The organism is Methylorubrum zatmanii (assembly GCF_014845115.1).
GTDB lineage: Bacteria > Pseudomonadota > Alphaproteobacteria > Rhizobiales > Beijerinckiaceae > Methylobacterium > Methylobacterium zatmanii.
In genome coordinates this window covers 1-20,972 of sequence record NZ_NKUI01000066.1, presented here as the reverse complement: position 1 = coordinate 20,972, position 20,972 = coordinate 1, and the positions used below count along the sequence as shown (strand labels likewise).

17 protein-coding genes, 2 tRNA genes and 1 pseudogene are annotated in these 20,972 nt (G+C 67.4%); 13 read left to right on the top strand and 7 right to left on the bottom strand.

Going from position 1 to position 20,972, the window contains the following annotated elements; translation table 11 throughout:
* Positions 1–83: 83 nt before the first annotated feature.
* Entirely contained in the window at positions 84–944 is an 861-nt protein-coding gene (locus MZTS_RS09500; protein ID WP_192283505.1) for a hypothetical protein, read from the top strand.
* Positions 945–1,014: 70 nt separating this feature from the next.
* Here MZTS_RS09500 and MZTS_RS09495 read toward each other — a convergent pair whose 3' ends face one another.
* Together MZTS_RS09495 and MZTS_RS09490 are read right to left on the bottom strand one after the other, a co-directional pair.
* Entirely contained in the window at positions 1,015–2,016 is a 1,002-nt protein-coding gene (locus MZTS_RS09495) for a Hint domain-containing protein (protein ID WP_343068728.1), read from the bottom strand.
* 125 nt (positions 2,017–2,141) lie between these two features.
* A complete protein-coding gene (locus tag MZTS_RS09490; protein ID WP_192283503.1) occupies positions 2,142–4,205 on the bottom strand; it encodes a hypothetical protein in 2,064 nt (687 codons plus the stop codon).
* A gap of 407 nt (positions 4,206–4,612) precedes the next feature.
* Between MZTS_RS09490 and MZTS_RS09485 the strand changes: the two are divergent.
* A pseudogene (locus MZTS_RS09485) lies at positions 4,613–5,120 on the top strand (IS5 family transposase); the annotation flags it as partial.
* 1,865 nt (positions 5,121–6,985) lie between these two features.
* Here the strand turns inward: MZTS_RS09485 and MZTS_RS09480 are convergent.
* The gene (locus MZTS_RS09480; RefSeq protein ID WP_192283501.1) at positions 6,986–8,803 is read right to left on the bottom strand and encodes a DUF6538 domain-containing protein; all 1,818 of its coding nucleotides are present in this window, start codon (positions 8,801–8,803) and stop codon (positions 6,986–6,988) included.
* A 76-nt stretch (positions 8,804–8,879) separates the two neighbouring features.
* Positions 8,880–8,955: transfer RNA gene (locus tag MZTS_RS09475), tRNA-Glu, on the bottom strand.
* A gap of 145 nt (positions 8,956–9,100) precedes the next feature.
* Here MZTS_RS09475 and rlmB point away from each other — a divergent pair.
* From rlmB to MZTS_RS09430, 9 genes are all read left to right on the top strand, one after another.
* A complete protein-coding gene (gene rlmB, locus MZTS_RS09470) occupies positions 9,101–9,919 on the top strand; it encodes a 23S rRNA (guanosine(2251)-2'-O)-methyltransferase RlmB (protein ID WP_192283499.1) in 819 nt (272 codons plus the stop codon).
* 325 nt (positions 9,920–10,244) lie between these two features.
* The gene (gene rpsA, locus MZTS_RS09465; protein ID WP_192283497.1) at positions 10,245–11,957 is read left to right on the top strand and encodes a 30S ribosomal protein S1; all 1,713 of its coding nucleotides are present in this window, start codon (positions 10,245–10,247) and stop codon (positions 11,955–11,957) included.
* Between the two features lie 365 nt (positions 11,958–12,322).
* Positions 12,323–13,291, top strand: a complete 969-nt coding sequence (gene sppA / locus MZTS_RS09460) for a signal peptide peptidase SppA (RefSeq protein ID WP_192283495.1) — start codon at positions 12,323–12,325, stop codon at positions 13,289–13,291.
* A gap of 42 nt (positions 13,292–13,333) precedes the next feature.
* Complete coding sequence (locus tag MZTS_RS09455) at positions 13,334–13,642, top strand: integration host factor subunit beta (RefSeq protein ID WP_012452156.1); 309 nt, start codon at positions 13,334–13,336, stop codon at positions 13,640–13,642.
* A 182-nt stretch (positions 13,643–13,824) separates the two neighbouring features.
* Complete coding sequence (locus tag MZTS_RS09450; protein WP_009863056.1) at positions 13,825–14,193, top strand: LapA family protein; 369 nt, start codon at positions 13,825–13,827, stop codon at positions 14,191–14,193.
* 23 nt (positions 14,194–14,216) lie between these two features.
* Entirely contained in the window at positions 14,217–14,864 is a 648-nt protein-coding gene (locus MZTS_RS09445; protein WP_192283493.1) for a phosphoribosylanthranilate isomerase, read from the top strand.
* A 138-nt stretch (positions 14,865–15,002) separates the two neighbouring features.
* The gene (gene trpB, locus MZTS_RS09440) at positions 15,003–16,244 is read left to right on the top strand and encodes a tryptophan synthase subunit beta (protein WP_192283491.1); all 1,242 of its coding nucleotides are present in this window, start codon (positions 15,003–15,005) and stop codon (positions 16,242–16,244) included.
* 108 nt (positions 16,245–16,352) lie between these two features.
* Positions 16,353–16,429, top strand: a tRNA-Met gene (locus MZTS_RS09435).
* Between the two features lie 167 nt (positions 16,430–16,596).
* The gene (locus MZTS_RS09430; RefSeq protein ID WP_192283489.1) at positions 16,597–17,526 is read left to right on the top strand and encodes a type II site-specific deoxyribonuclease; all 930 of its coding nucleotides are present in this window, start codon (positions 16,597–16,599) and stop codon (positions 17,524–17,526) included.
* On the opposite strand, the gene MZTS_RS09425 is transcribed toward MZTS_RS09430, so the two are convergent.
* Complete coding sequence (locus MZTS_RS09425; RefSeq protein ID WP_192283487.1) at positions 17,509–18,627, bottom strand: DNA cytosine methyltransferase; 1,119 nt, start codon at positions 18,625–18,627, stop codon at positions 17,509–17,511. The two genes, MZTS_RS09430 and MZTS_RS09425, sit on opposite strands and share 18 nt — an antisense overlap.
* The gene (locus tag MZTS_RS09420) at positions 18,624–19,088 is read right to left on the bottom strand and encodes a very short patch repair endonuclease (RefSeq protein ID WP_192283484.1); all 465 of its coding nucleotides are present in this window, start codon (positions 19,086–19,088) and stop codon (positions 18,624–18,626) included. Before MZTS_RS09420 ends, MZTS_RS09425 begins: the two co-directional genes overlap by 4 nt.
* A 61-nt stretch (positions 19,089–19,149) precedes the next feature.
* On the opposite strand from MZTS_RS09420, the gene MZTS_RS09415 reads away from it, so the two are divergent.
* Together MZTS_RS09415 and MZTS_RS09410 are read left to right on the top strand one after the other, a co-directional pair.
* Entirely contained in the window at positions 19,150–19,773 is a 624-nt protein-coding gene (locus MZTS_RS09415; protein ID WP_343068729.1) for a helix-turn-helix domain-containing protein, read from the top strand.
* A gap of 233 nt (positions 19,774–20,006) precedes the next feature.
* A complete protein-coding gene (locus MZTS_RS09410; protein ID WP_009865037.1) occupies positions 20,007–20,585 on the top strand; it encodes a metallophosphoesterase family protein in 579 nt (192 codons plus the stop codon).
* A gap of 48 nt (positions 20,586–20,633) precedes the next feature.
* On the opposite strand, the gene MZTS_RS24960 is transcribed toward MZTS_RS09410, so the two are convergent.
* On the bottom strand, positions 20,634–20,972 hold a 339-nt coding region (locus MZTS_RS24960), incomplete at its 5' end, for a hypothetical protein (protein ID WP_210329197.1).

Sequence of the window (20,972 nt, the reverse complement as noted above, 5' to 3'; positions counted from 1 at the left end):
CTCACAACCCCCCCTCGATACGCCGCCTTCAACACACCGTCGTCACCCAATCTCCCGCATAGCTCGCGGACGCGCTGCGGGCATTGCCGAAGGGGCAGTGCGGTGCCGAGCTCAGCACCCTCATCGGCACGCATGACCAGCTCTATGGAGCCGGGACCGGGCAAACGTTCTTCGCCGGCCCCTACATCAGCGACCTGCCGCGTGCGCTCGGCAATCGGCTGAAAGGTGAGTTCGAGCGGCTCGCCGCTGCCGAAGCCCGCGAAATCGCGGCGAGGCAGCAGGAGGTTGCAAGGCAAGAAGCGGCGAAGCGAGCTCGGATTGAGGAAGCGGATCGCGTTGCGTCACTCTACCGAGACAAGATGTACGAATGTACGACGAACCAAATCGTCAAGCTCGTGACGTCGTCTGAAGGCGCCGAGGTGCTCGCCACAGCCGCCTTGACTATCTGCAACGATGAAGTTGCGAACGCGGCCAAAGCAGGGACTGCCAAAATCCGCATGGAGTATCCTGATGCAGATGCCGTTTCGCTGAGAGCGGAGATCGAGACAGCTATCAGAAAGAACGTTGTAACGGCTGCGGTTCAGGCAAAGGCGGCGCTGAACACTCCGAGGCAGCAGGTCGCAAGCGAGCCCGCCCCTGCGCCGGTGACGCCGGTAGTCGCAACACCGCCGCAAGTCGCTACCGCACCCGTAAACGCCGGCCCTGCACCCGCAGCAAGCCCTGTCCGAGAATGCCTCCGCACAATGGCTAAGGCGCGGGAGGGCAAGTTCGTGAACCAGGAGGATCTCATTAAGGCCATGCTCGATCTCTGCCGGCCGGAGATCGAAGGGGCTGCCCGGTCTGCCTTCCTCAAGGATGACAAAGCGTCCTTGGAGCAGACGCGGGACAAGACGTTGCAGGAAGCGCTGCGCGAGGCTCGCGAAGTGGTCGGAAGCGCGAATTAAGCGGAATCTTGCAGCAACCTTGAAGGTCAAGGCAATTAACAGGGCGGCAGGAGCCCTGCATTTCCGTAGATCACGCGGGTAAAAAAGCCTCTGCGATCGGCCATGCGCACTGCGCAGTCAGCGCGCTGGCAAACACGGCACCAAGCCGCGCCCGCTCGGCCACGACGAGTGGTCCGTCCGTCGCGACAGGGCGGCAGCGACCGAGCGCTTCGGCGAAGGCGGTGTCCGGGTCGACGAGAGGGCCGTCGGCGCCGGCGAACCAAGTGCGGCTGCCGAGATCCAGGTAGCTCTCGGCCGGCAGGCCCTCAGCCAACAAGATATCGTGGGCATCGAGTTCGACGTGCCAGTAGGTCACGCTGGTGCGCGGCTCGCGAGCGATGGTGGTGCCGTTGATCAGGCACATGATCGGCACGAGCGTGCCGCCCTCATTGTCAGCGCCGGCGCCGACGAGCACCGGATGGCCGGGCGACAGGTAGAGATCGCGGGCGGGCAGCTTCGAGCCGAAGGCCCCGGTCCGGACGCGCACCGGCTGTTGACTGAAGGAGACGGAGCCAGCGTCCGACACGATCTCGCGGTGACCAATCCAAACGATCGGGCGGAGGCCGCCTTCGGCCGTACGGGCGAAATCCCCGGCCCGCAGATCTTCGACGGCGACTTCACCGCGGGCCGTGGCGATCATCGTGCCGGTGACGAAGCAGATGATTGTTGGAGCGCTGGCCGAAAATCCCGACAACCTACTCGACCCATCGCTTCCAACGATCGTGTCATAGGTTGTTTTAGTGCGTCCCGGCTGCGGTGGCGTCCCAGATATATTGTAAGACACACCGCCAGCCACTATACCTAAGCCGGCATTGTTGACGTAGTAATTATAGTTTCTAGTGAATAGCGGAACGGATACTAAGACGTTATCTGCGCCATTGTAGTTTGATAGCCCAGTGATCGTGCGACCGTCGATCGTTCCGGAAATGCCGACGACGGTATTGGTACTGTCATCGACTTGGATCTGGCCTGACGCGAATGGTACAGCAGAGCTGTCTGGATAGATGGCAAAGTTAGTCGTGAAAATCGCCACGCCTGCCTCCCGAAAAGGAGGTCAGGTTCGAGGTAACAGCTCCGTGAGTCGAGGATCGAAAAGCCACAAGGTTTGGAAATATAAACGCCAAGCGCGACCTGTGTGACGGGCTGATCCGGCGCGTTTCACCGAGCATCGACGCTGCGCGACTGCAGCGCCTGCCGGAGCGCCGCATCGGCGAAGGGCGTGGCCGTTCCGCGCTTCAGGATGGTCCCGATCCGGCCCACGCTATCAGGCGCGGCTAGGATCTCCGCCAGCGTCCTGTTGTTCCGGCCGAGCCAAACCCGCTTTGCACCATCGCCGGCCTGTGTCAGGAGCGAAGCGCCACCCGTGCGCAGAGCCGTCAGAGCCTGGGCGGTGAGCGGCATCTCGCCGACCGCCTCGCGGATCTGCTGGTTGAAGTCGGTCGGGCTTCCCTGCGGCTTCCGGGTGCCCGTGGCGCGAAAGACGTCGAGCACGTCGGCGATAGGCTGCCGGACTGCCGGGCCGCCGATGGCCTCCAAGACAGCATCGAGGTTGCGCGCCTGCTGCTCCGTGCCTGCGATATCCTTGGCGAAACGCGCCCCGCCGCCCTGGGCCTCGCCGCCCACGAGGCGCGTCGCGCTCGCGTCGAACTGATCGGCAAGCCGCTGGCGTATGAGCTCATTCGTGAGATTCGGGTCGCGGGCTCGCAGGCGGGTGACCGCGTCGGCCAGTTCGGCCTCGCCGCCCACGAGGGGGCGGGCAGGCAGGACGGCCTGCGTCGCGGCTGCCGTGTCGCCGGCCTGGGCGAGCTGGCCCAGCGGTCCCTGCTCCAGCGGCTCGAGATTCTGGCGTCGTGCCTGCGCCTGGGCGGTGAGCGCGTCGTCATACGCCTGGGAGCCGCCGCGGGCTGGATCCCGGGCGATGGCGCGGGCCTCGGCGGCGCCCCCGGTGTAGAGACCGGCGGCCTCAGAGCTGAAACCCGGATTCGCCCGGTTGCCGAGCGCGAAGCCGCGGTCGCGCATCCCCTTTGTCACGGCGTCGATGACCGCGATCAAGTTGTCCGCCATGTCGCGGTACGTGGGGCCGAGCACCGGGTCGGCGCGGAGCTGCCGCAGCGTTTCCCGGAATGCGGGGTCGCGGGCGAGCGGCTCGAAATCGGTCGGGTCGAGCACGTGGGTGCCGGCCGCCGCGTAGTCGACCCGCGTCGCGCGGTTGATGCCCTGGCGCGTGTCGTCGATCACAGCCTGAGCGGCTTGGCTCCCGCGCGGGCCGAGCGTCGATGGCGTAGTGCTCTGCGGGCCGAGCGCAGCGAGCGCCTCGTCTACGGCGTTGCGCATCTGCGCGGGGCGGTCGGCGTAGGCGTGTGAGAGAATGGCGCCACCGTCGAGCGAGCCTTCCACCGCCCGCTGCAAGTCGCCCATCTTCGTCGCGTTGCCCGTGGCGCCCTGGATCGCCTCGGCGCCGGTGAAGGGTACGCCGACGCGCTGTGCGGTCTCGCCGAGCGCCTGCGCCGCGGCAAGGTCGGCCTCCGTGGTGCCGCGCGTCGCGGCGACGATAGCGCGCGCTGGCGCGTCGGCCCGGGCCGCGGCCGTTGCCACACCGAGATTGCCGGACACACCGCCGGCAAGTCGGGCGAGCGGCTCGGCCGTCGTGCCCTTCGTGGCTTGGCCCGCCGTCTCGGACAGAGCGGCCGGTATGACGGTCTCGGCGACGCGCCGCGCGACGCCGCCGGGTCCGACCAGCGCGCCGGGGGCGAACTCGCCGACGGTCTGCGCGTACTGGCCCGGGACGGTCTTGGGCTCGTAGAGCGGGCCGGTTGCCTTCTCGACGCCGCGGCGGACATCCTTGGACGTCGGCAGCCCCCCGCCGGACCCGATCCCGAGATAGAGGCGGTCGAACTCCTCCCGCTCCGGCGTGCCGGCCTGATAGCCGAGGCCGGTCGCGTCCATGACCAAGTGAGCAGCACCGAGCATGGCGCGGTCAATCAGGCTGTTGCTCATCTCCTGCACGTCGCCAGGCAGGCCCGCGAGGCCAATCGCACCCTTCACCGCGCCCGTCGGCAGCGCCTTGGCGACGTCGACGGCCACACTCGGCTGCGCCGCGGGCACCGGCGAGGGCTCCTGCGTGGCCGGTGTGCGGAAGGCCGCCCACTCATCAGCCAGCGGTGCGGGCGGCGCGCCGGCCGGCGAAGCGACTCGGAATGCGGCCCAAGGATCATCAGCCATCGCGGCGGTCCTCATTCAAGTTCGTGGCAAATGCCGCACCAAATTTCAGCCGGTGATGGCCTGCTGCAGTGCCTGCTGGATCTTTGCCGTGAGCGTGCTGAGCGGCACCGGAATATCATCAGGTTCAGCGGGCCGTACGACGAGAGATCTTTTATGCATACCCCATCAGAACGCTTCAAGCCGCAAGACAACGCGAACACAATAGCTGCGGGATCTTCCGAGCTTAGTCTGCACTCATAGTTACTTAGCGCGGCCTGGATTTGCGCCGCATCTCTCAACGTGAAACTCAAATAGACGTCACTTCCAAGATCTGGCATGGGGATCGGAGCGCTCATTTCCTAGGGCCTGTCGTCGCCTGAACGGATTGGCTCTGCTGGCGTTTTCTTGGTTTCGAGCGAGGAGGCGTGATGCTGTCAGACGCGCAGTGGGGCGAGTTGGAGCCTTTGATCGAGGCCTGTCGGCCCAAGGCCAAAACACCACCTCAGGAACTTCGGCGCACGATCTCGGCCATCCTCTGGCGGCATCAGAACGGAGCGAAGTGGCGAGCCATCCCCACGGAGTTGGGCCCCTGGTGGCAGGCGGCGCAGATCTTCATCCGCTGGGCGCGGGCCGGAGTGTGGGAGCGACTGCTCGACCGTGTGCAGGAGCGCGGCGTGGCGCTGGGCATGGTCTTCCTCGATGGCAGCAACGTGCAGGCTCACCATAAAGCGGCGAAAGGGGGGATCTGCGGCCCAGCGAGACGATCGTGAAGCACTTGGCCGCTCGCTTGGCGGCTATGGCACCAAGGCCTGCGTGATCGCCGACGGGAAGGGCCGCGCCATCGCCTTGCGCATCGCGCCCGGTCAGGCCCACGAACTGCCTCACGCTATTCCGCTCCTCGACCAACTCCCCGGTGTGCCCAGGTGGGTGGTGGGTGGAGGCGTGATCATGCAGCACGTCCGCCACGGGCGTACCGCCCGCGATGCCCGAAACCTCGCAGGCCACCTCCTACGTCAGGACGGCAACACCAGCGTCGAGGTGGTCCGCATCGTCGGCCTCGCCGCCACGGACCTGCCGGGGGCGCTCGCCGCGATGCGCCGCCTCGCCCCGCGCACAGCCGCCGCGGCTTTCCATCACATCAGCCTCGCCCCGTCGGGGACCTGCGCGGTCGCGGACCTGAGCGCCGACGCCGACCGGGCGATGCGCGAGATGGGCGCCGACCCCGCGATCCACCCGCACGCCCTCGTCGTCCACGGCAAGGCCTCGGTCGCCGGCCGTGCCCCCTGCCACGCCCACCTCGTCGTGGCGCACTGGGGCCTGGAGGGGCAGGCCCTCGATGACAGTTGGCTGCACCTGCGCCTGGAGCGGGTCGCCCGCGAGATCGAGCACGACCGCGGCGAGCCCCTGACCCCCGGCCGCCACGACCGGGCCCTGGTCAAGGCCCTGCGCGCCCGCGGGCGGCCCGAGGTCGCCACCGCGCTGGAGGCGGCGGCCTCGGATGGCCCGCCGCGGTCGGCAACGACGCCCCAAGCGCGTCAGCGGCTGCGCCGGGCCGGGGTGGATGACGTAGCGGCCCGCGCCGCGGTGAAGGCGGCGTGGGCGACAGCGGCCGGTCCAGCAGTCCTGCGGGACACTCTCGCCGGGGCCGGGCTTTCCCTCGCGCCGGGCGAGAAGCCCGGCGTCTGGACCGTCATGGCGGCCGGGGGCGCTGTCGTCGGCGCGCTCGACCGGATCGTGAAGCAGAAGCGGGCCGTCGTGGCCGCGCGCATGGAGGAATCCGATGACCGTACCGACCCCGTCGCCGCTCCCGGCCCCGCCGCCCTCCCAGGAGATCCTCAGTCGGACCCGGGTCATCGACACGCGCACGGACCGGCTAATGGCGCTCCTCGACCTGCTGGAGGAGCGGGAGGGTCCGTCCCCCCTGGAGGCGCTGCGCGAGACGCTGGTGGAGATCCTGGTGGCCCAGCGCCAGGCGGGGGACCGGCTCGCCCGGATCGAGGGGACCCTGCGCCTGCCGGCCCAGCCCCCGCGCCCGGCCGGAGGAACCGGATCCGCGAAGCCGCCGCCGCGCACCGCCTCGCCCGCGGCCTGAACCCCGCCGAGATCCGCGAGGAGGCGGATCGGCGCTACCTTTCCGCACGGCTCGCCGAGGTCGAGGCCATCTACCACCGGGCTCGTCGGGAGCGCGACGCGGCGCGGGCGCCCATCCCGGAGCCCGCTGCGGTGGCAGAGGCCCGAACCCTTGAGGTGCGGGCGCGCAAGGAGGCGGAGCGGGTCCAGGCCGAGGCCGAGGCGGCGGAAGCGCACCGCGCGGCGCTGGCGGCTCTGACGCCGACCGGGTGGCTCCGGGCTTGGTGGTGGGCACGCGGCCGGCTCGGGCCGCATCGGGCCGCCCTGGCGCAGGCTACCGTTGACACCCGCAACGCCCGTGACATGGCGATGGCACATGCCCGGATCGTCAGCGGGCGGGCATTCGGTATCGAGGTCGAGGTTGAGAAGGCGGTGCGCCGCCGCCCGGCCGAGGTGCGGCGGCGGAGAGAGGCCGAGGCGACGGCCATTCGGACGATGGAGCAGGCGACGATCGCCGCCGATCTCCTGCGCGCCGACCCGGGACGCGGGGCTCTGCCGGTCCCCGACCTGCTCAGGCAGGCCGAAGCGGAGCGCCGCCTTAAAGAGGCCGCCGAAAAAGCCCGCGAGGCCCTGGAGGTCGTCGGCAGCGGCCCTAGGCCTCGCTGACACGCTACGTTCCGCCGCATCGACCTTGCTCGGCAACGACGAGCACCAGCCGCTCCTGAGGGATGCTAGGCGAGGGTTGCCGCCGCCGCGCGACCCGCGATCCTCATGCCCGAGGGGCGTGCTTCACCCCGCACCCCTGCCAGGAAGGGCCAGGGCAGGCGCTGGATGGCCTCATTCAGTTCGACCACGTTGACGGCCCGCGGTTTCTTCTTGGTGCCGTAGCGCCCCGTCATCCCGCTCTCGGCGTGGCCCATCAGCCCCTTCTTGACCTCCTCGCCGTAGCCGGCGGACCCCAGCCGATCCTGGAAACCGTGCCGGAACGAGTAAAGGCTCGTTCCCTCGGTGGTCAGGTTGAGTTCGCCACGGCTGAACGCGGCCCAGAACGAGGAGAAGTAGCCCGAGACCCGCGTGACGTCGCCGGCCTGAGCCTCCATCGCGCTCCACAGCGACTTCCGCCCGTCCTGCCGCGCCTCCGCGACGAGAGCCGGCAAGCCCAGGTCGATCAACTCGCGCCGGACCGGTACCCAGCGCCGGCGCGCGAGGGTCTTCACAGCGCGCTCGCCCGCGTTGGTGACGTTGAAGCAAAGGATCTCGGGATGGTCCGGATGAGGGCCGACCGTGTCGGGTCCGAGTTGTAGGATCTCGGAGGAGATCATTCCGTGCAGGCAGGCGATGAGGGGCAACCAGAACTGCAACTCGCCGCAGGCCTTGACGGAGGTGAGCCGCTTACCCTGCGTAAAAACGGGATGGGTGAAGATCGCGGCCAGTTCGGTATCCCCATAGGGCTCGCGCCGATCCTCGTCCTCCGGCACCTCCAGGTACAGGTCAGGCCCGAGCCCCGTCTCGATCCATCCCGCATTCGCGGCGGTAGCCATCAGGCCGGAGATGAAGCCGATCTTCTTGTTTATTGTGGCGGTCTTGTAGGCGGTGGCTGTGCCCAGATGGTCGCGATAGGCGAGCAGGTGCCGGCGCCGGACGAGGCCGATATCCCGGATGCCCGCATGTGCCTCGAAGGCCGCGATGGTTTGGTCCATCTCGCGCAGGTAGTCCGGGCGGGCCTGCTTCTTCGCCTTCCTTCGGTTCTCGACCCACTTGGTCCGGCAGTCCGCGAGCGACCGGCCGACTTCCGAATCGACGGCGGCCGGCCTTGCCTGAGGCTCGGGATGAACTCCCGGACGGCCCGCGAGGCGTTTCCACGGTCCATCGACCGCGTCCGGGTGGATATGGTCGAAGCCGCCCCGGCGGGCCTCGCGCAACTGGAACACGTCGAGGTAAGCGAGTTCCGCCGTCAGGCAGGCGGCCATGAACCGTTCGAGGTCCGGATTTGTGCGGCTGAGGCTCACGCCGAGACGTCGGACGTAGCCCTGGACGAAGGGCAGCCGTGCCTCGGCATAATCGCTCACCGTGCCACCGCGCAGGGTCCGTCCGCGCGCGATGTGTTCCTTGACGACCGCAGGGTCCCGCCAGGGTAGTCGCGAGAGGTCTCGCTCCGCCGTGAACGTCGCCCCAGGCATAGAACCGAGACGCGCCCGCCAGTCCTCCTCGGCCAAGCTCGCCCCGAACCAGGAGGCTAGCGCCTGCCAGTCCGGCCAGGTCCACCCCTCGGCCACGAGTGCGGCGGGACCTTCAGGCCCGGGGCTCAGTCCCTTGCGCCTGCGCGCCTCGGCGAAGTGGGCGTCCCACACTTCGTCCAGGGCGAGCGCGTCCGCCCGCGCCGCCCGCTTGTCGCGGGTGCGAAGGGACTTTTGGACACGTGCGAACGGGAAGGCGTCGCGTAGGTCCTCAGGCACCCGCCGAACATACTGGAAGACCCCCTTACGGGAGGTCAGATGATTGGAAACGGGCACGTCCTCGGTCGCCATGTTATGCACGATGTTATGCATTCGGCCCTTGTGCAAGAGGACCGAACTGCGTGCAGACGTTGACGAACAAGGCCTTTGGGGAGCTGATGCGACCGGATGGCGCGCCCTACGGGAATCGAACCCGTGTTTTCGCCGTGAAAGGGCGACGTCCTGGACCGCTAGACGAAGGGCGCTGTCTGACGGCGACCGCTCTATAAGCGGGTTGTTCGTCGACTGCAACGGCTTTGCCGCAAGATTCCACGGCTTGACGTGAAGCGATCCGCTCGGTTTGTCGGCGCCCGACACCTCGCCCCCGCTCTCGCCTCGAAAGATAAGCCCATGACCCCGCCGCGCGATCGCCCGGCCAAGCCGCATGGATTCAAGCCGCACGGATTTCGGCCCCGGGCGCCGCAACGGCCTGGGCCTTCGGCGCGGGAAGGGAACGACCATGTCGTGCTTTACGGTTGGCATCCCGTCTCGCAGGCGCTGGCGAATGCCGGCCGCCGCTTCCATCGGCTGCTCGCCACCGAGAACGCGCTGGTGCGGCTGAAGGAAACCCTCGACGCCCTTCCAATCGAGCCGGAGATCGTGCGCCCGAGCGACATCGATAAGCTGCTCGGACCCGACGCGGTGCATCAGGGGCTCTATGCGGAGGCGGAGCCGCTCGCGGCGCCCACCCTCGACGCGATGCCCGACGACGCGCTTCTGCTCGCCCTCGACCAGCTCACCGATCCGCACAATGTCGGTGCCATCGTGCGCACCGCCGCGGCCTTCGGCGTCACCGCCATCGTCACCACGGCGCGCCACTCCCCCAACGCCACCGGTGTGCTCGCGAAATCCGCCTCCGGCGGCTTGGAGCACGTGCCGCTCGTGATCGTGCGCAATTTGGCCGAAGCGCTCATCACCCTGGGCGAGCGCGGCTTTACCCGGATCGGCCTGGATTCCGAGGCCGGCACCTCCCTCGATGCGGTCGGGCCCCGGCGTCCGGCCGTTCTCGTGCTGGGGGCCGAGGGCAAGGGCCTGCGCCAGCGCACCACCGAATGCTGCGACGTGCTGGTGCGCATCGATGCCGTGGGAGCGATCCGCAGCCTCAACGTCTCGAATGCGGCAGCCATCACGCTCTACGCCCTGACCCGGTCCGCCAAAGGGGCCGACTGATCCGAAACAGGGCGCCAAAGATCCTTTTGATAGGGTGTGAGAACCGGGGAAGCGGGCGGCGATGCAATAAGTTGCGCCCGACGCCCGGATCCGGTATCGGTCGCGCCGATTTCCGCATCGATACCGTCAGGAGCCGGGCTTGCCCGCCCGGCCGTCGCATCGCCGGGGAAATCGGCCCTCGACCATCGCTTATCAGCATGCGTCGGCCCTCCGATCAGGAGGCAAGCCCGACCGGATCGTCCATCCGGCGGGCGGCGGTGACGGGGGTCATCCGTAACACAAGCCGCCGGCGCCGGCCTCGAAACGAGGCCATTCAGGAGAGAGAATGTCTGCTGGTCTGAACGCTAACCCCGCGGCCCGCGAGGATTTCGCGGCCCTGCTCGAGGAGTCCTTCCTCCAGCACGAGATCACCGAGGGTTCGGTCGTCAAGGGCACCGTCGTCGGCATCGAGAAGGATGTCGCGGTCATCGATATCGGTGCCAAGACGGAGGGGCGCGTCCCCCTCAAGGAATTCACCGGCCCGGGCCGCGAGGGCGAGCTCAAGGTCGGCGACGAGGTCGAGGTTTATGTCGACCGGATCGAGAACGCGCTCGGCGAAGCCGTCATCTCGCGCGACAAGGCGCGCCGCGAGGAGAGCTGGGTCAAGCTCGAGAAGGCCTTCGAGGCCAATGAGCGCGTCACCGGCACGATCTTCAACCAGGTCAAGGGTGGCTACACCGTCGATCTCGACGGCGCTGTGGCGTTCCTGCCGCGCTCCCAGGTCGACATCCGCCCGGTGCGCGACGTGACCCCGCTGCTCGGCACGCCGCAGCCCTTCCAGATCCTCAAGATGGATCGCCGCCGCGGCAACATCGTCGTGTCGCGCCGCACCGTGCTCGAGGAGAGCCGCGCCGAGCAGCGCTCGGAGCTGGTGGCCAACCTTGAGGAAGGTCAGGTCATCGACGGCGTCGTCAAGAACATCACCGAGTACGGCGCCTTCGTCGATCTCGGCGGCATCGACGGCCTGCTGCACGTCACCGACATGGCGTGGCGCCGCGTGAACCACCCGTCCGAGGTCGTGACCATCGGCCAGACGGTCAAGGTCAAGATCATCAAGATCAACCACGAGACGCACCGCATCTCGCTCGGCATCAAGCAGCTGCTCGCCGATCCGTGGGAGGGCATCGCCGCCCGTTACCCCGAGGGCGCCAAGCTCAAGGGCCGCGTGACCAACATCACCGATTACGGCGCCTTCGTGGAGCTGGAGCCGGGCATCGAGGGCCTGATCCACGTCTCCGAGATGAGCTGGACCAAGAAGAACGTCCATCCGGGCAAGATCGTCTCCACCTCCCAGGAGGTCGAGGTGCAGATCCTGGAAGTCGATTCGGTCAAGCGCCGCATCTCGCTCGGCCTCAAGCAGACCCTCCAGAACCCGTGGGATGCCTTCGCCGAGAAGCACCCGGTCGGCTCCGAGGTCGAGGGCGAGGTCAAAAACAAGACCGAGTTCGGCCTGTTCATCGGCCTCGAGGGCGATGTCGACGGCATGGTTCACCTGTCGGACCTCGACTGGAACCGTCCCGGCGAGCAGGTGATCGAGGAATTCAAGAAGGGCGACATGGTGCGCGCCCAGGTTCTCGACGTCGATGTCGAGAAGGAGCGCATCTCGCTCGGCGTGAAGCAGCTCGGCGGCGATCCCTTCGCGGAAGCCGGCGAGATCAAGAAGGGTCAGATCGTCACCTGCGAAGTCGTCGAGGTGAAGGATTCCGGCCTCGAGGTGAAGCTCGTCGACACCGACATGCAGACCTTCATCCGCCGCGCCGAACTCGCCCGCGACCGCGGCGACCAGCGCCCGGAGCGGTTCGCCACCGGTGAGAAGTTCGACGCCCGCGTCGTGCAGTTCGACCGCAAGGCCCGCCGCGTGCAGGTCTCGATCAAGGCCCTGGAAGTGGCCGAAGAGCGTGAGGCGATGGCCCAGTTCGGCTCGGCCGATTCGGGCGCCTCGCTCGGCGACATCCTCGGCGCCGCCTTCAACAAGAAGAAGGGCGGAGACGAGGAGTAATCCTCGCTCGACGCTCGGTCCTCCGCCGGGCGCGGCCACCCGCGCCCGGCTCCCGACCCGTCATCGGACGCCCGCACGGAATTCCGTGCGGGCGTTTCGTTTTCGGGCGACGCGCGGCAGCGAGTTCCCGTTTGTCCTTAGCATCTTGCCCGTATGGCGCCGCTGGCGATAGAACACGGGCCGGGCCCGGTGGGACCGCCCGCCGTCCCGCAGGTCGAACCGTCCTCGCCCGAAAGACAGGGTGCCGGCAGACGCCTGCACGTGAAAGAATACCGGCGCGATGACCGTGGAGCTCGCTCGAGCGCCCACGGTATCGACCGGAAACGGCCGGCCAGGGCCGAAACTTCGAGGGAGCACATCGTCGGATGGCTGCAGACGCCGAGTTTCTCATCGACCGCCGCCGTCTGCGCCGCAAGCTCACCCTGTGGCGGGTGCTCGGCATCGGCGCCGCCATCCTTGCCGTCGGCGCGGTCGGCTACCGCGCCCGGGTCGGCGAGGGTCGGCTCTTCCCGGCGACCGAAAGCCAGATCGCGCGCATCTCCATCGGCGGTTTCATCGCCGGCAGCGAATCGACCCGCAAGCTGATCGAGCGCGTCGGCGACGCGAAAGCCGTCCAGGGCGTGGTGGTCTCGATCTCTTCGCCCGGTGGAACGACCACCGGTTCCGAGGAACTCTACCGCAACCTACGGGCACTCGCGGCGAAGAAGCCGATCGTCGCCTTCGTGGACGGAACGGCCGCCTCCGGCGCCTACATCACCGCGATCGCCGCTGACCATATCGTCGCCCGAGAAACGGCTCTGGTCGGCTCGATCGGCGTGCTGTTTCAGTATCCCGATGTGTCGGGTCTGCTCGACAAGGTCGGCGTGAAGGTCGAAGCCGTTAAATCCTCGCCGCTGAAGGCCGAGCCCTCGGGCTTCAGCCCGACATCGCCGGAGGCGCGCGCCGCCCTCTCGGCCGTGGTGATGGACACCTATGGCTGGTTCAAGGGCCTGGTGGCCGAGCGCCGCGGCCTCAACGAGGCGCAACTCGCCGCGGTTTCCGATGGCCGCGTCTTCAGCGGCCGCCAGAGCGTTCCGCTCAAGCTCGTCGACGAACTCGGCGGCGAGCGCCAGGCCATCGCGTGGCTGGAGAAGGAACGGGAGGTTCCGAAGAATCTCCCGGTGAAGGATTGGAAGCCGAAATCCGAGGGCGGTTTCAAGCTCTGGTCAGCCCTCGGCCTCGGAGCGGATCTGCTCGGCCTCGACGGGTTGGCCTCGCGCCTGCGCGCGGCCGAGGCGGAAACCGCCGAACTTGCGGGCGGCGGACTCCTCGCCGTCTGGCGTCCGGCTCCCTGAGGCATCGCCGCCGCGCCCGCCCCGCACTCGGAAGAGAGCCGCATGATCAAATCGGAACTCGTGCTCAAGATTGCTGAGCAGAATCCCCATCTCTACCAACGCGATGTCGAGACCCTCGTCAACGCGATCCTGGACACCATCGCCGACGCCCTGGCCCAGGGCGACCGGGTCGAGTTGCGCGGCTTCGGCGCCTTCTCGGTCAAACGCCGCGAGGCGCGCCGTGGCCGCAACCCCCGCACCGGCGAGTCCGTGTCGGTGTCGGAGAAGGCGATCCCGGTGTTCAAGACCGGTAAGGAGATGCGCCTTCGCCTCAACCGCGCCGGCATCGGCGACGAGCAGCCGAGCGCTTGATCGGAGCAAGGCACGCGCGAGGCCGTGACGCTGGCGCCCGCACGCCCTAAATCTGCGGCCGAAGCCGCGACTTCCCCTGAAGCCGCCGCGCGACCCTCGGACGGAGGCTCTCCATCCAGGCTTCCGCACGGCGACCTCGGCGGGCCGTCGAAGGCCCGAGCCGTCCGTCGGAGACCCGTTGCATGATCCGTTTTCTGAAGGCGCTGGTGCTGCTGCCCGTCGCGATTGTGGTCGTCCTGTTGGCGGTGGCCAACCGCGAGCCCGTGACCCTGTCGCTCGATCCGTTCTCGCCCGAGCCGGTGTTCAGTGCTGCCCTGCCGCTCTACGCGGTGGTGTTCGGTGCCGTGGCGCTCGGCATTCTTGTCGGCGGAATCGGCAGCTGGCTCGGTCAGAGCAAGACCCGGCAGCGGGCCCGCTATCACCGCCGCGAGGCGGACCGCCTCGCCAAGGAGGCGGCTGAGTTGAAGACCTTCGGCACGCCGGGTGCGGAGCCGGGCTTCGGCGGCGTCGGCGCCCATGCGGCGCTTCCGGCTCCGGCCGCAGCCCGCTGAGCGGAACGGGCTGCGCTACTTCGATGTCCTCCGTCTGCGTCAAGATCTGTGGCCTCAGCACCGAGGAGACGCTCGACGCGACGCTGGAGGCGGGCGCCGACCTCGTCGGCTTCGTCCATTTTCCGAAAAGTCCGCGCCACCTCCCGCTTGAACGGGGCCGGGAACTCGCGGAGCGGGCGAGGGGACGGGCACAGCGCGTCGTTCTCCTGGTCGATCCCAAAGACGCCCTGCTCTCGGCCGCCGTCGAAGCCCTCGATCCCGACCTGATTCAGTTGCACGGTCGTGAGACGCCGCAGCGCGTCGCCGCCATCCGGGCGGAGACCGGCCGGCCGGTCATGAAGGCGCTCGGCATCGCCTCGGCCGGCGATCTCCGGGCGCTTCCGGCCTATGCGGCGGTGGCGGACCGCCTCCTGCTCGATGCCAAGGCTCCGCCCGGCGCCGACCTACCCGGCGGCAACGGCCTGACCTTCGATTGGGATCTCCTGAAAGGCGCGGCCTTGCCCGCCGGCACGATGCTGTCGGGCGGCCTCGATGCCGGCAACGTCGCCATGGCGCTCGCACGCACGGGGCTTACCGCCGTCGACGTCTCCTCCGGGGTCGAGATCCGACCCGGCGAGAAGGATGTGGCGAAGATTGCGGAGTTCGTCGCCGCTGCGCGCCGCCGGGCCTGACGGCGGGCGCCTTCCGCACGACGATCGAGGGCCGGACTTTCATTTGAGCACGATTGGCCCGGTGTGCCGCATTGCGGCCGCCGTCCCATGGGTCTAGCACGCGAGCCAACGACAGATCTTCGCGAAGGACCCGTCCCCGTGACGCTTAGCCCCGCTCCCAATTCCTTCCGCACCGGGCCGGACGAGCGCGGCCGCTTCGGCATCTTCGGAGGCCGCTTCGTGGCCGAGACGCTGATGCCGCTGATCCTCGACCTCGAGAAAGCCTATGCGGAGGCCAAGGCCGACCCGTCGTTCAAGGCGGAGATGGAATCCTACGGCACCCACTACATCGGCCGGCCGAGCCCGCTCTACTACGCCGAGCGGCTCACGGAGCACCTGCGGGCCAAGGCCCCGGCAGGACAAGGCGCCAAGATCTACTTCAAGCGCGAGGAGCTGAATCACACCGGCTCGCACAAGGTGAACAACGTCCTCGGCCAGATCCTGCTGGCCCGCCGCATGGGCAAGCCGCGGATCATCGCCGAGACGGGCGCCGGGCAGCACGGCGTCGCAACCGCCACGCTCTGCGCCCGCTTCGGGCTCAAATGCGTGGTCTACATGGGCGCCGTCGATGTCGAGCGGCAGGCGCCCAACGTGTTCCGCATGAAGATGCTCGGGGCCGAGGTGGTGCCGGTGCAATCGGGCACGCGCACGCTCAAGGACGCGATGAACGAGGCTCTGCGCGACTGGGTGACCAACGTTGCCGACACCTTCTACTGCATCGGCACCGTGGCCGGTCCCCATCCCTATCCGGCGATGGTGCGCGATTTTCAGTCGGTAATCGGCATCGAGACCAAGCGGCAGATGCAGGAGATGGAAGGGCGCCTGCCGGATTCTCTCGTCGCCTGCATCGGCGGCGGATCGAACGCCATGGGCCTGTTCCATCCCTTCCTCGATGATCGCGAGGTCGAGATCTACGGCGTCGAGGCGGCCGGCCACGGTGTCCAGAGCGGCCTGCACGCCGCCTCGCTCACCGGCGGACGCCCGGGCGTGCTACACGGCAACCGGACCTACCTCCTGATGAACGAGGACGGCCAGATCGCCGACGCCCACTCGATCTCCGCCGGCCTCGACTATCCCGGCATCGGCCCCGAGCATGCGTGGCTGCATGAGATGGGCCGCGTCACCTACCTCTCGGCAACCGATTCGGAGACGCTGGAGGCGTTCAAGCTCTGCTCGATGCTGGAGGGCATCATCCCGGCGCTCGAGCCGGCGCATGCCCTGTCCAAGGTGCTCGAACTCGCCCCCACCAAGCCCGCCGAGCACCTCATGGTGATGAATCTCTCCGGCCGCGGCGATAAGGACATCCCGCAGGTCGCCCAGATTTTCGGCCACACGCTCTGAAGCGGGAGAACCTGCGCCGGAGCGGCAACAGACCGTTGACACTCCGGCGCCCTTCTTCTTATACCGCACTCACCGGACGACGCCGTCACCAGCGCCGTCCGAGACGGCGGCGGGGTAGCTCAGCTGGTTAGAGCAGAGGAATCATAATCCTTGTGTCGGGGGTTCAAATCCCTCCCTCGCTACCATCTCACTTCTAGACTCTTCAGTGACTTAGACGCTAAGCCTCGGCCAGGACGCCGAGGCTTTTTCGTTTCGGGGGCGGAACTGGGGCGGGGACCTAGGGGCTCGGCCACCGCATCGACCGTGAGCCGACAAGGCTGGGGATAAGTCGGACGGGAGGTCGCATTTGCCGATGCAGGATCTGGAGAGGGCGTTTGCCCGGGCGGCCGCCGCCTACAACGCCAACCGGCCGCACCTCGACCAGACGCGGGAGGTGATCCGCACTGCCCTGGAATTGCTTGGGGAGGCAGAGCTCGGTCCATACGCGGACTTCAGACTCCGAAACGTGCAGACCCGGTACTCCGTCTTCACGCTCGGCGCATCCGTATCAAGACCCGTGGTGACGGGGATGCTGATCGGCGAGGAGCAGCCGTTCGAGGAGCTTGAAGCCGAGGCTCTGCGCCTGCTGCGGGCCGGCCAGCCCTACGGGGACGAGGAAGCCGCACGCGTCACCACCTATCTCTACACGGCGGTGATGGCGTTCGCATGCTGTTACGACTTGTGGAAGCCGGGCAGCCGCAAGACGCCCGGCACCTTCTTCGAGATCTTCATGGCGGCACTATTCGGCCTGTACGCGCCGCGGCACCGCTTGTCGAAGCACGTGAACCTCGGTGATCTGCTCGGTGTCGACGTCGATGCCAATGCCCCCGACGATGCCGTCGACGAGGAGGCTGAGGACGCGAGCGTGTCGACCGACATCGTCGTCACGTCCAGCGTGAGCGGCATCTCCGCGGTGCTGCCGCTCAAGATCACGACGCGAGAGCGCATCGTGCAGCCGTACGCCCACCAGCGTATCCTCGACGCCGCGCGGCCAGGCCTCTATCGCTCCTTCCTGTGCTGCATGAGCGAGACGCAGTTGGACAAGAAGAAGCGCAGGGTGAACCAGATCTGCGTCCCAGGTACTGTCAGGCTTTTCCAGCGATTCCTCTCGCGGCTCGACGGTCTCTACTACTGCGATATCCCGGCCCGCTATGCGTGGCCGGAATTCACAAGGCAGGTGCCGGTCAAACCGCTCGGGTTCGTGTTCGCTGATGTCGCCGCGCTCCTAGACCGCGAGGCTTAGCTGCGCGCGCGAGTTCTGGGACGCGATGACGCTGCCCTTGATCGGGGCGGCCCGCAGTCCGAGGGCGCGCTGCACGGCCTCACCGGCCGCCTGGGCGAGCGGCGGCGGAACGGCGTTGCCGATCTGCAGACGGATGTCGCCCCGGTTGCCCATGAAGCGGAACTCGTCCGGGAAGCCCTGCAACCGCGCGCCCTCCCTCAACGTCAGTGAGCGATTCTGCTCTGGGTGCCCGTAGCGCCCGCGCGTGAAGGAATCGAAGCCGGCGGTGAGGGTCGGGCAAACGCCGTTCCATTCAAGGCGACCGTATACGTCGGGCCAACCTCCGCTTCTCACGTCGGCCACTTGGTGGCACGGCAGGCGCAACTTCCACGGGATGTCCTGCCAGCCGCCACCTGGCTTCACGTGCGAAAACCTAATCTCGTTCTCCTTTGTGATCTTGCACTTGATGTGGTTGGCGATGGTAGGGTGCTCCCGGTAGTCGGCGGGCGGGGCTGGAAGGTCGCCGATGGCGTCGCGGATGGTCACCCGCTTGCGGGACTTTTCGAGCACCGGGATGTCCGCGGCCATGTCATTTCGGAAGCCCAGCAGCAGGAATCGTCCGCGGGTTTGTGCCAAGCCGAAGTCGGCGGCGCACACCAAAAATCGATGGGTCTCATAGCCGTCGAGGCGTTCTACCAGTTCGCCGACGAGTTCGCGCCCGCGCTTCTGCCCCACGATCTCGACGTTCTCGAAGATGAACGCCTTCGGCTTGAGCTCCTCCACCAGCCGGGCGAACTCCGTCACCAGGCGGTTGCGCGGGTCGTCGAGCAGGTGCGCGCCGCGACGCTGCTTGGAGAAGCCCTGGCACGGCGGCCCGCCGGCGAATAGGTCGACCTCGTCCAGTCCCGCAGCGTCGAGCAACTCGCGTCCCGTAACCTGCCAAGCGTCCATCACTTTCCCGTGGACGCCGAGATTCCGACGGTAAGTGCTGATGGCGACTGGGTTGTTGTCGAAGGCGAGGCGCACATCGAAACCGGCCCGATGGAGCCCCAAGGACATGCCCCCCGCTCCGCAGAACCCCTCGATGCACGTCGGGCCACCACTTCTCGTCACAGGGCTCATCTCGTGCTTTCGGACTTTTCGGAACCGCGGAGCTTACCCTGGACGACTCGCCGAACAATGAGGGGATCCAAGTCCTCCACAAGGAGCTCCAGCCTTTTCGTGCGGCATTCCCATATCGTGAGCACGGCCCAGCCCATGGCACGGAGTGCAGCGTCGGTCTCCATGTCCCGCTCCATGTTGCGGTCGAGCTTTGCATTCCAAAATGCCGCGTTGGTGGCAGGCCGGCGCCGCCCCTTCGCGCAGTGCGGGCAGCCGTGCCAATAGCATCCATGGACCTGAACGACGGTTCTGTGTTTCGGCAGCACGATGTCCGGTCGCCCTGGCAGGTCCTTGCGGTGGAGGCTGAAGCGAAAGCCCAGAGCATGCAGCTTCCGCCGGACGGCTACCTCTGGCGCGGTGTGCTTCGAACGGATACCGGCCATCATCGCGCTGCGGGGGCTGGATGCATCGCGGTCTGGCATGGCGGGTCACTCTGTGGGGCGTAATGCGGGAGGAATTGGTTTGACGGCAGGGCCCGATGACATCGGTGCGGACGAGGAGGTGAACGAACGCCTAAGTGGCGTTCGCGCAGTCTCCGGCCAGCTTGGAAGAACTGTTCAAAGATTGCGCAAGTCTTACAAACTTTCGCTGTCAAAACTGGCCGAGCAGTCGGGCGTCCCGAAGTCCCTCATCAGCGAGATTGAGCGCAACGAGACCAACCCAACGCTGGCTACGATATGGCGTCTCAGCCAAGCCTTGGATATCTCCATCGAGAAGGCGCTCTCGGATAGCGAGGAGTGTCCTTTCATCGAAAAGACCTCTCGGGCCGACACCCCGCTACTGGTTTCGGAGGACGGCAAAGTTCGCCTTGCGATAACAGGCTGGGTAAAGACCATCGAATGGCTACAGTGGTATGAGGTCGCGGCCCATCCGGGAGGCATGCTCGTCTCCGAACCTCATCGGCAGGGCTCAGTCGAGTCGTTATCGGTCCGCGAAGGCACATTCGAGGTCGAAGTAGACGCCTCAACGGAAGTGGTGGCCGCAGGCGAGACCCTCCGCTACCGCTGCGACCGGCCGCACATCGTTCGCTGTACCAGCGACACGCCGGGTAGCGCCATAATGCTCGTGGTGATGAGGGCTCAGGGTGACACAGCCTTCACTGTCTGAAACGTCGGAGCACCCGCCCCGCGAACACACCCCCAAGAAGCCGCTAACCACACTCGACCAGGGATAAGCCGAGCAGCGCGGCCGTTTCGCCTTGCCGGGTTTTCCCCGAGCTGCGATCCAAGCCTCACCCCGCGACGGAGAGAATCGTGAAACGCCCGATACGCCCCCACCCGTCGAAGAACACCCCCGGGGCGTGACGCGCGTGCGCAGCCCCCTTTACGGAGGCTGCCCTGATGACGAACCAGACCCGCACCCTTTTCACGGCTGATCATCATTTCGGCCACGCCGGCATCCTACGGATGGGGCGCGCCCACTTCGGCGACATCGACACCCACAACGACATGCTGATCAGCGCCTGGAACGCCGCGGTGCGCCCCGGGGACGAGGTCTGGCATCTCGGCGACTTCTGCTACCGGTGCCCGCCCGCGCAGGCCGCGCGGATCTTCGCCCGGCTGAACGGGACCAAGCGGCTCGTCGTCGGCAACCACGACAAGGGCGCCCGCCACCTGCCGTGGGCCTCGCAGCACGAAGGATTCGTCGACACCGTCCTGGAGGAGCAGCGCGTCACCCTCTGTCATTTCCCGATGCGGGCCTGGCAGGGCGTGTTCCGGGGTGCTTGGCACCTGTTCGGGCATACACACGGGCTGCTGGAGGATTCCTCCCAGTCCTGCGACGTCGGCGTCGACCGGTGGGGGTTCAGGCCCGCCTTGATGTCGGAGATCCGCGCCCGGCTCGCCGCGACGCCCGAGCTCCCCGAGGAGCGGCGCCGGGCGGCGGAGCGCGATGCCGAGAAGGGCGATGACGCTGAATGACGAAGGCCCCCGGGGATGACCCGGGGTCGCTTCCCGCAGGATGCAGTCCTACCGGTCGACGGCACCAGCACCTCTCGGCCTAGCAGCCCGGCTAGCCGGAGCCATGTCCAACCACATGGCAGAGCAGTATTCCTGTACCAACTTGTTCGTCGGGTTCTCTACCCCCATGTCGTAGATTCCCTTCATGAATTCAGCGTCGATTTGCCTTTCACGGAACACGGCGCCGAACAAGAACTGAGTTCCATGTGAGAGGTATCGCTCCATCACTCCCTTCGCCGGGTGCTTCATGATGAGGTACCGGTACCCTGCGGGGCTCGTGGCATCCGGGTAAATACCGCAGACCATGTCGGACTGACGGAAGAGTTCGCGCAACGTTGCGGCCTGCGT

Coding starts and splice junctions, on each gene's coding strand:
- MZTS_RS09490 (WP_192283503.1), bottom strand. CDS start 4,205: ATGGCTGATGATCCTTGGGCCGCATTCCGAGTCGCTTCGCCGGCCGGC.
- MZTS_RS09480 (WP_192283501.1), bottom strand. CDS start 8,803: ATGCATAACATCGTGCATAACATGGCGACCGAGGACGTGCCCGTTTCC.
- rlmB (WP_192283499.1), top strand. CDS start 9,101: ATGACCCCGCCGCGCGATCGCCCGGCCAAGCCGCATGGATTCAAGCCG.
- rpsA (WP_192283497.1), top strand. CDS start 10,245: ATGTCTGCTGGTCTGAACGCTAACCCCGCGGCCCGCGAGGATTTCGCG.
- sppA (WP_192283495.1), top strand. CDS start 12,323: ATGGCTGCAGACGCCGAGTTTCTCATCGACCGCCGCCGTCTGCGCCGC.
- MZTS_RS09455 (WP_012452156.1), top strand. CDS start 13,334: ATGATCAAATCGGAACTCGTGCTCAAGATTGCTGAGCAGAATCCCCAT.
- MZTS_RS09450 (WP_009863056.1), top strand. CDS start 13,825: ATGATCCGTTTTCTGAAGGCGCTGGTGCTGCTGCCCGTCGCGATTGTG.
- MZTS_RS09445 (WP_192283493.1), top strand. CDS start 14,217: ATGTCCTCCGTCTGCGTCAAGATCTGTGGCCTCAGCACCGAGGAGACG.
- MZTS_RS09430 (WP_192283489.1), top strand. CDS start 16,597: ATGCAGGATCTGGAGAGGGCGTTTGCCCGGGCGGCCGCCGCCTACAAC.
- MZTS_RS09425 (WP_192283487.1), bottom strand. CDS start 18,627: ATGAGCCCTGTGACGAGAAGTGGTGGCCCGACGTGCATCGAGGGGTTC.
- MZTS_RS09420 (WP_192283484.1), bottom strand. CDS start 19,088: ATGCCAGACCGCGATGCATCCAGCCCCCGCAGCGCGATGATGGCCGGT.
- MZTS_RS09410 (WP_009865037.1), top strand. CDS start 20,007: ATGACGAACCAGACCCGCACCCTTTTCACGGCTGATCATCATTTCGGC.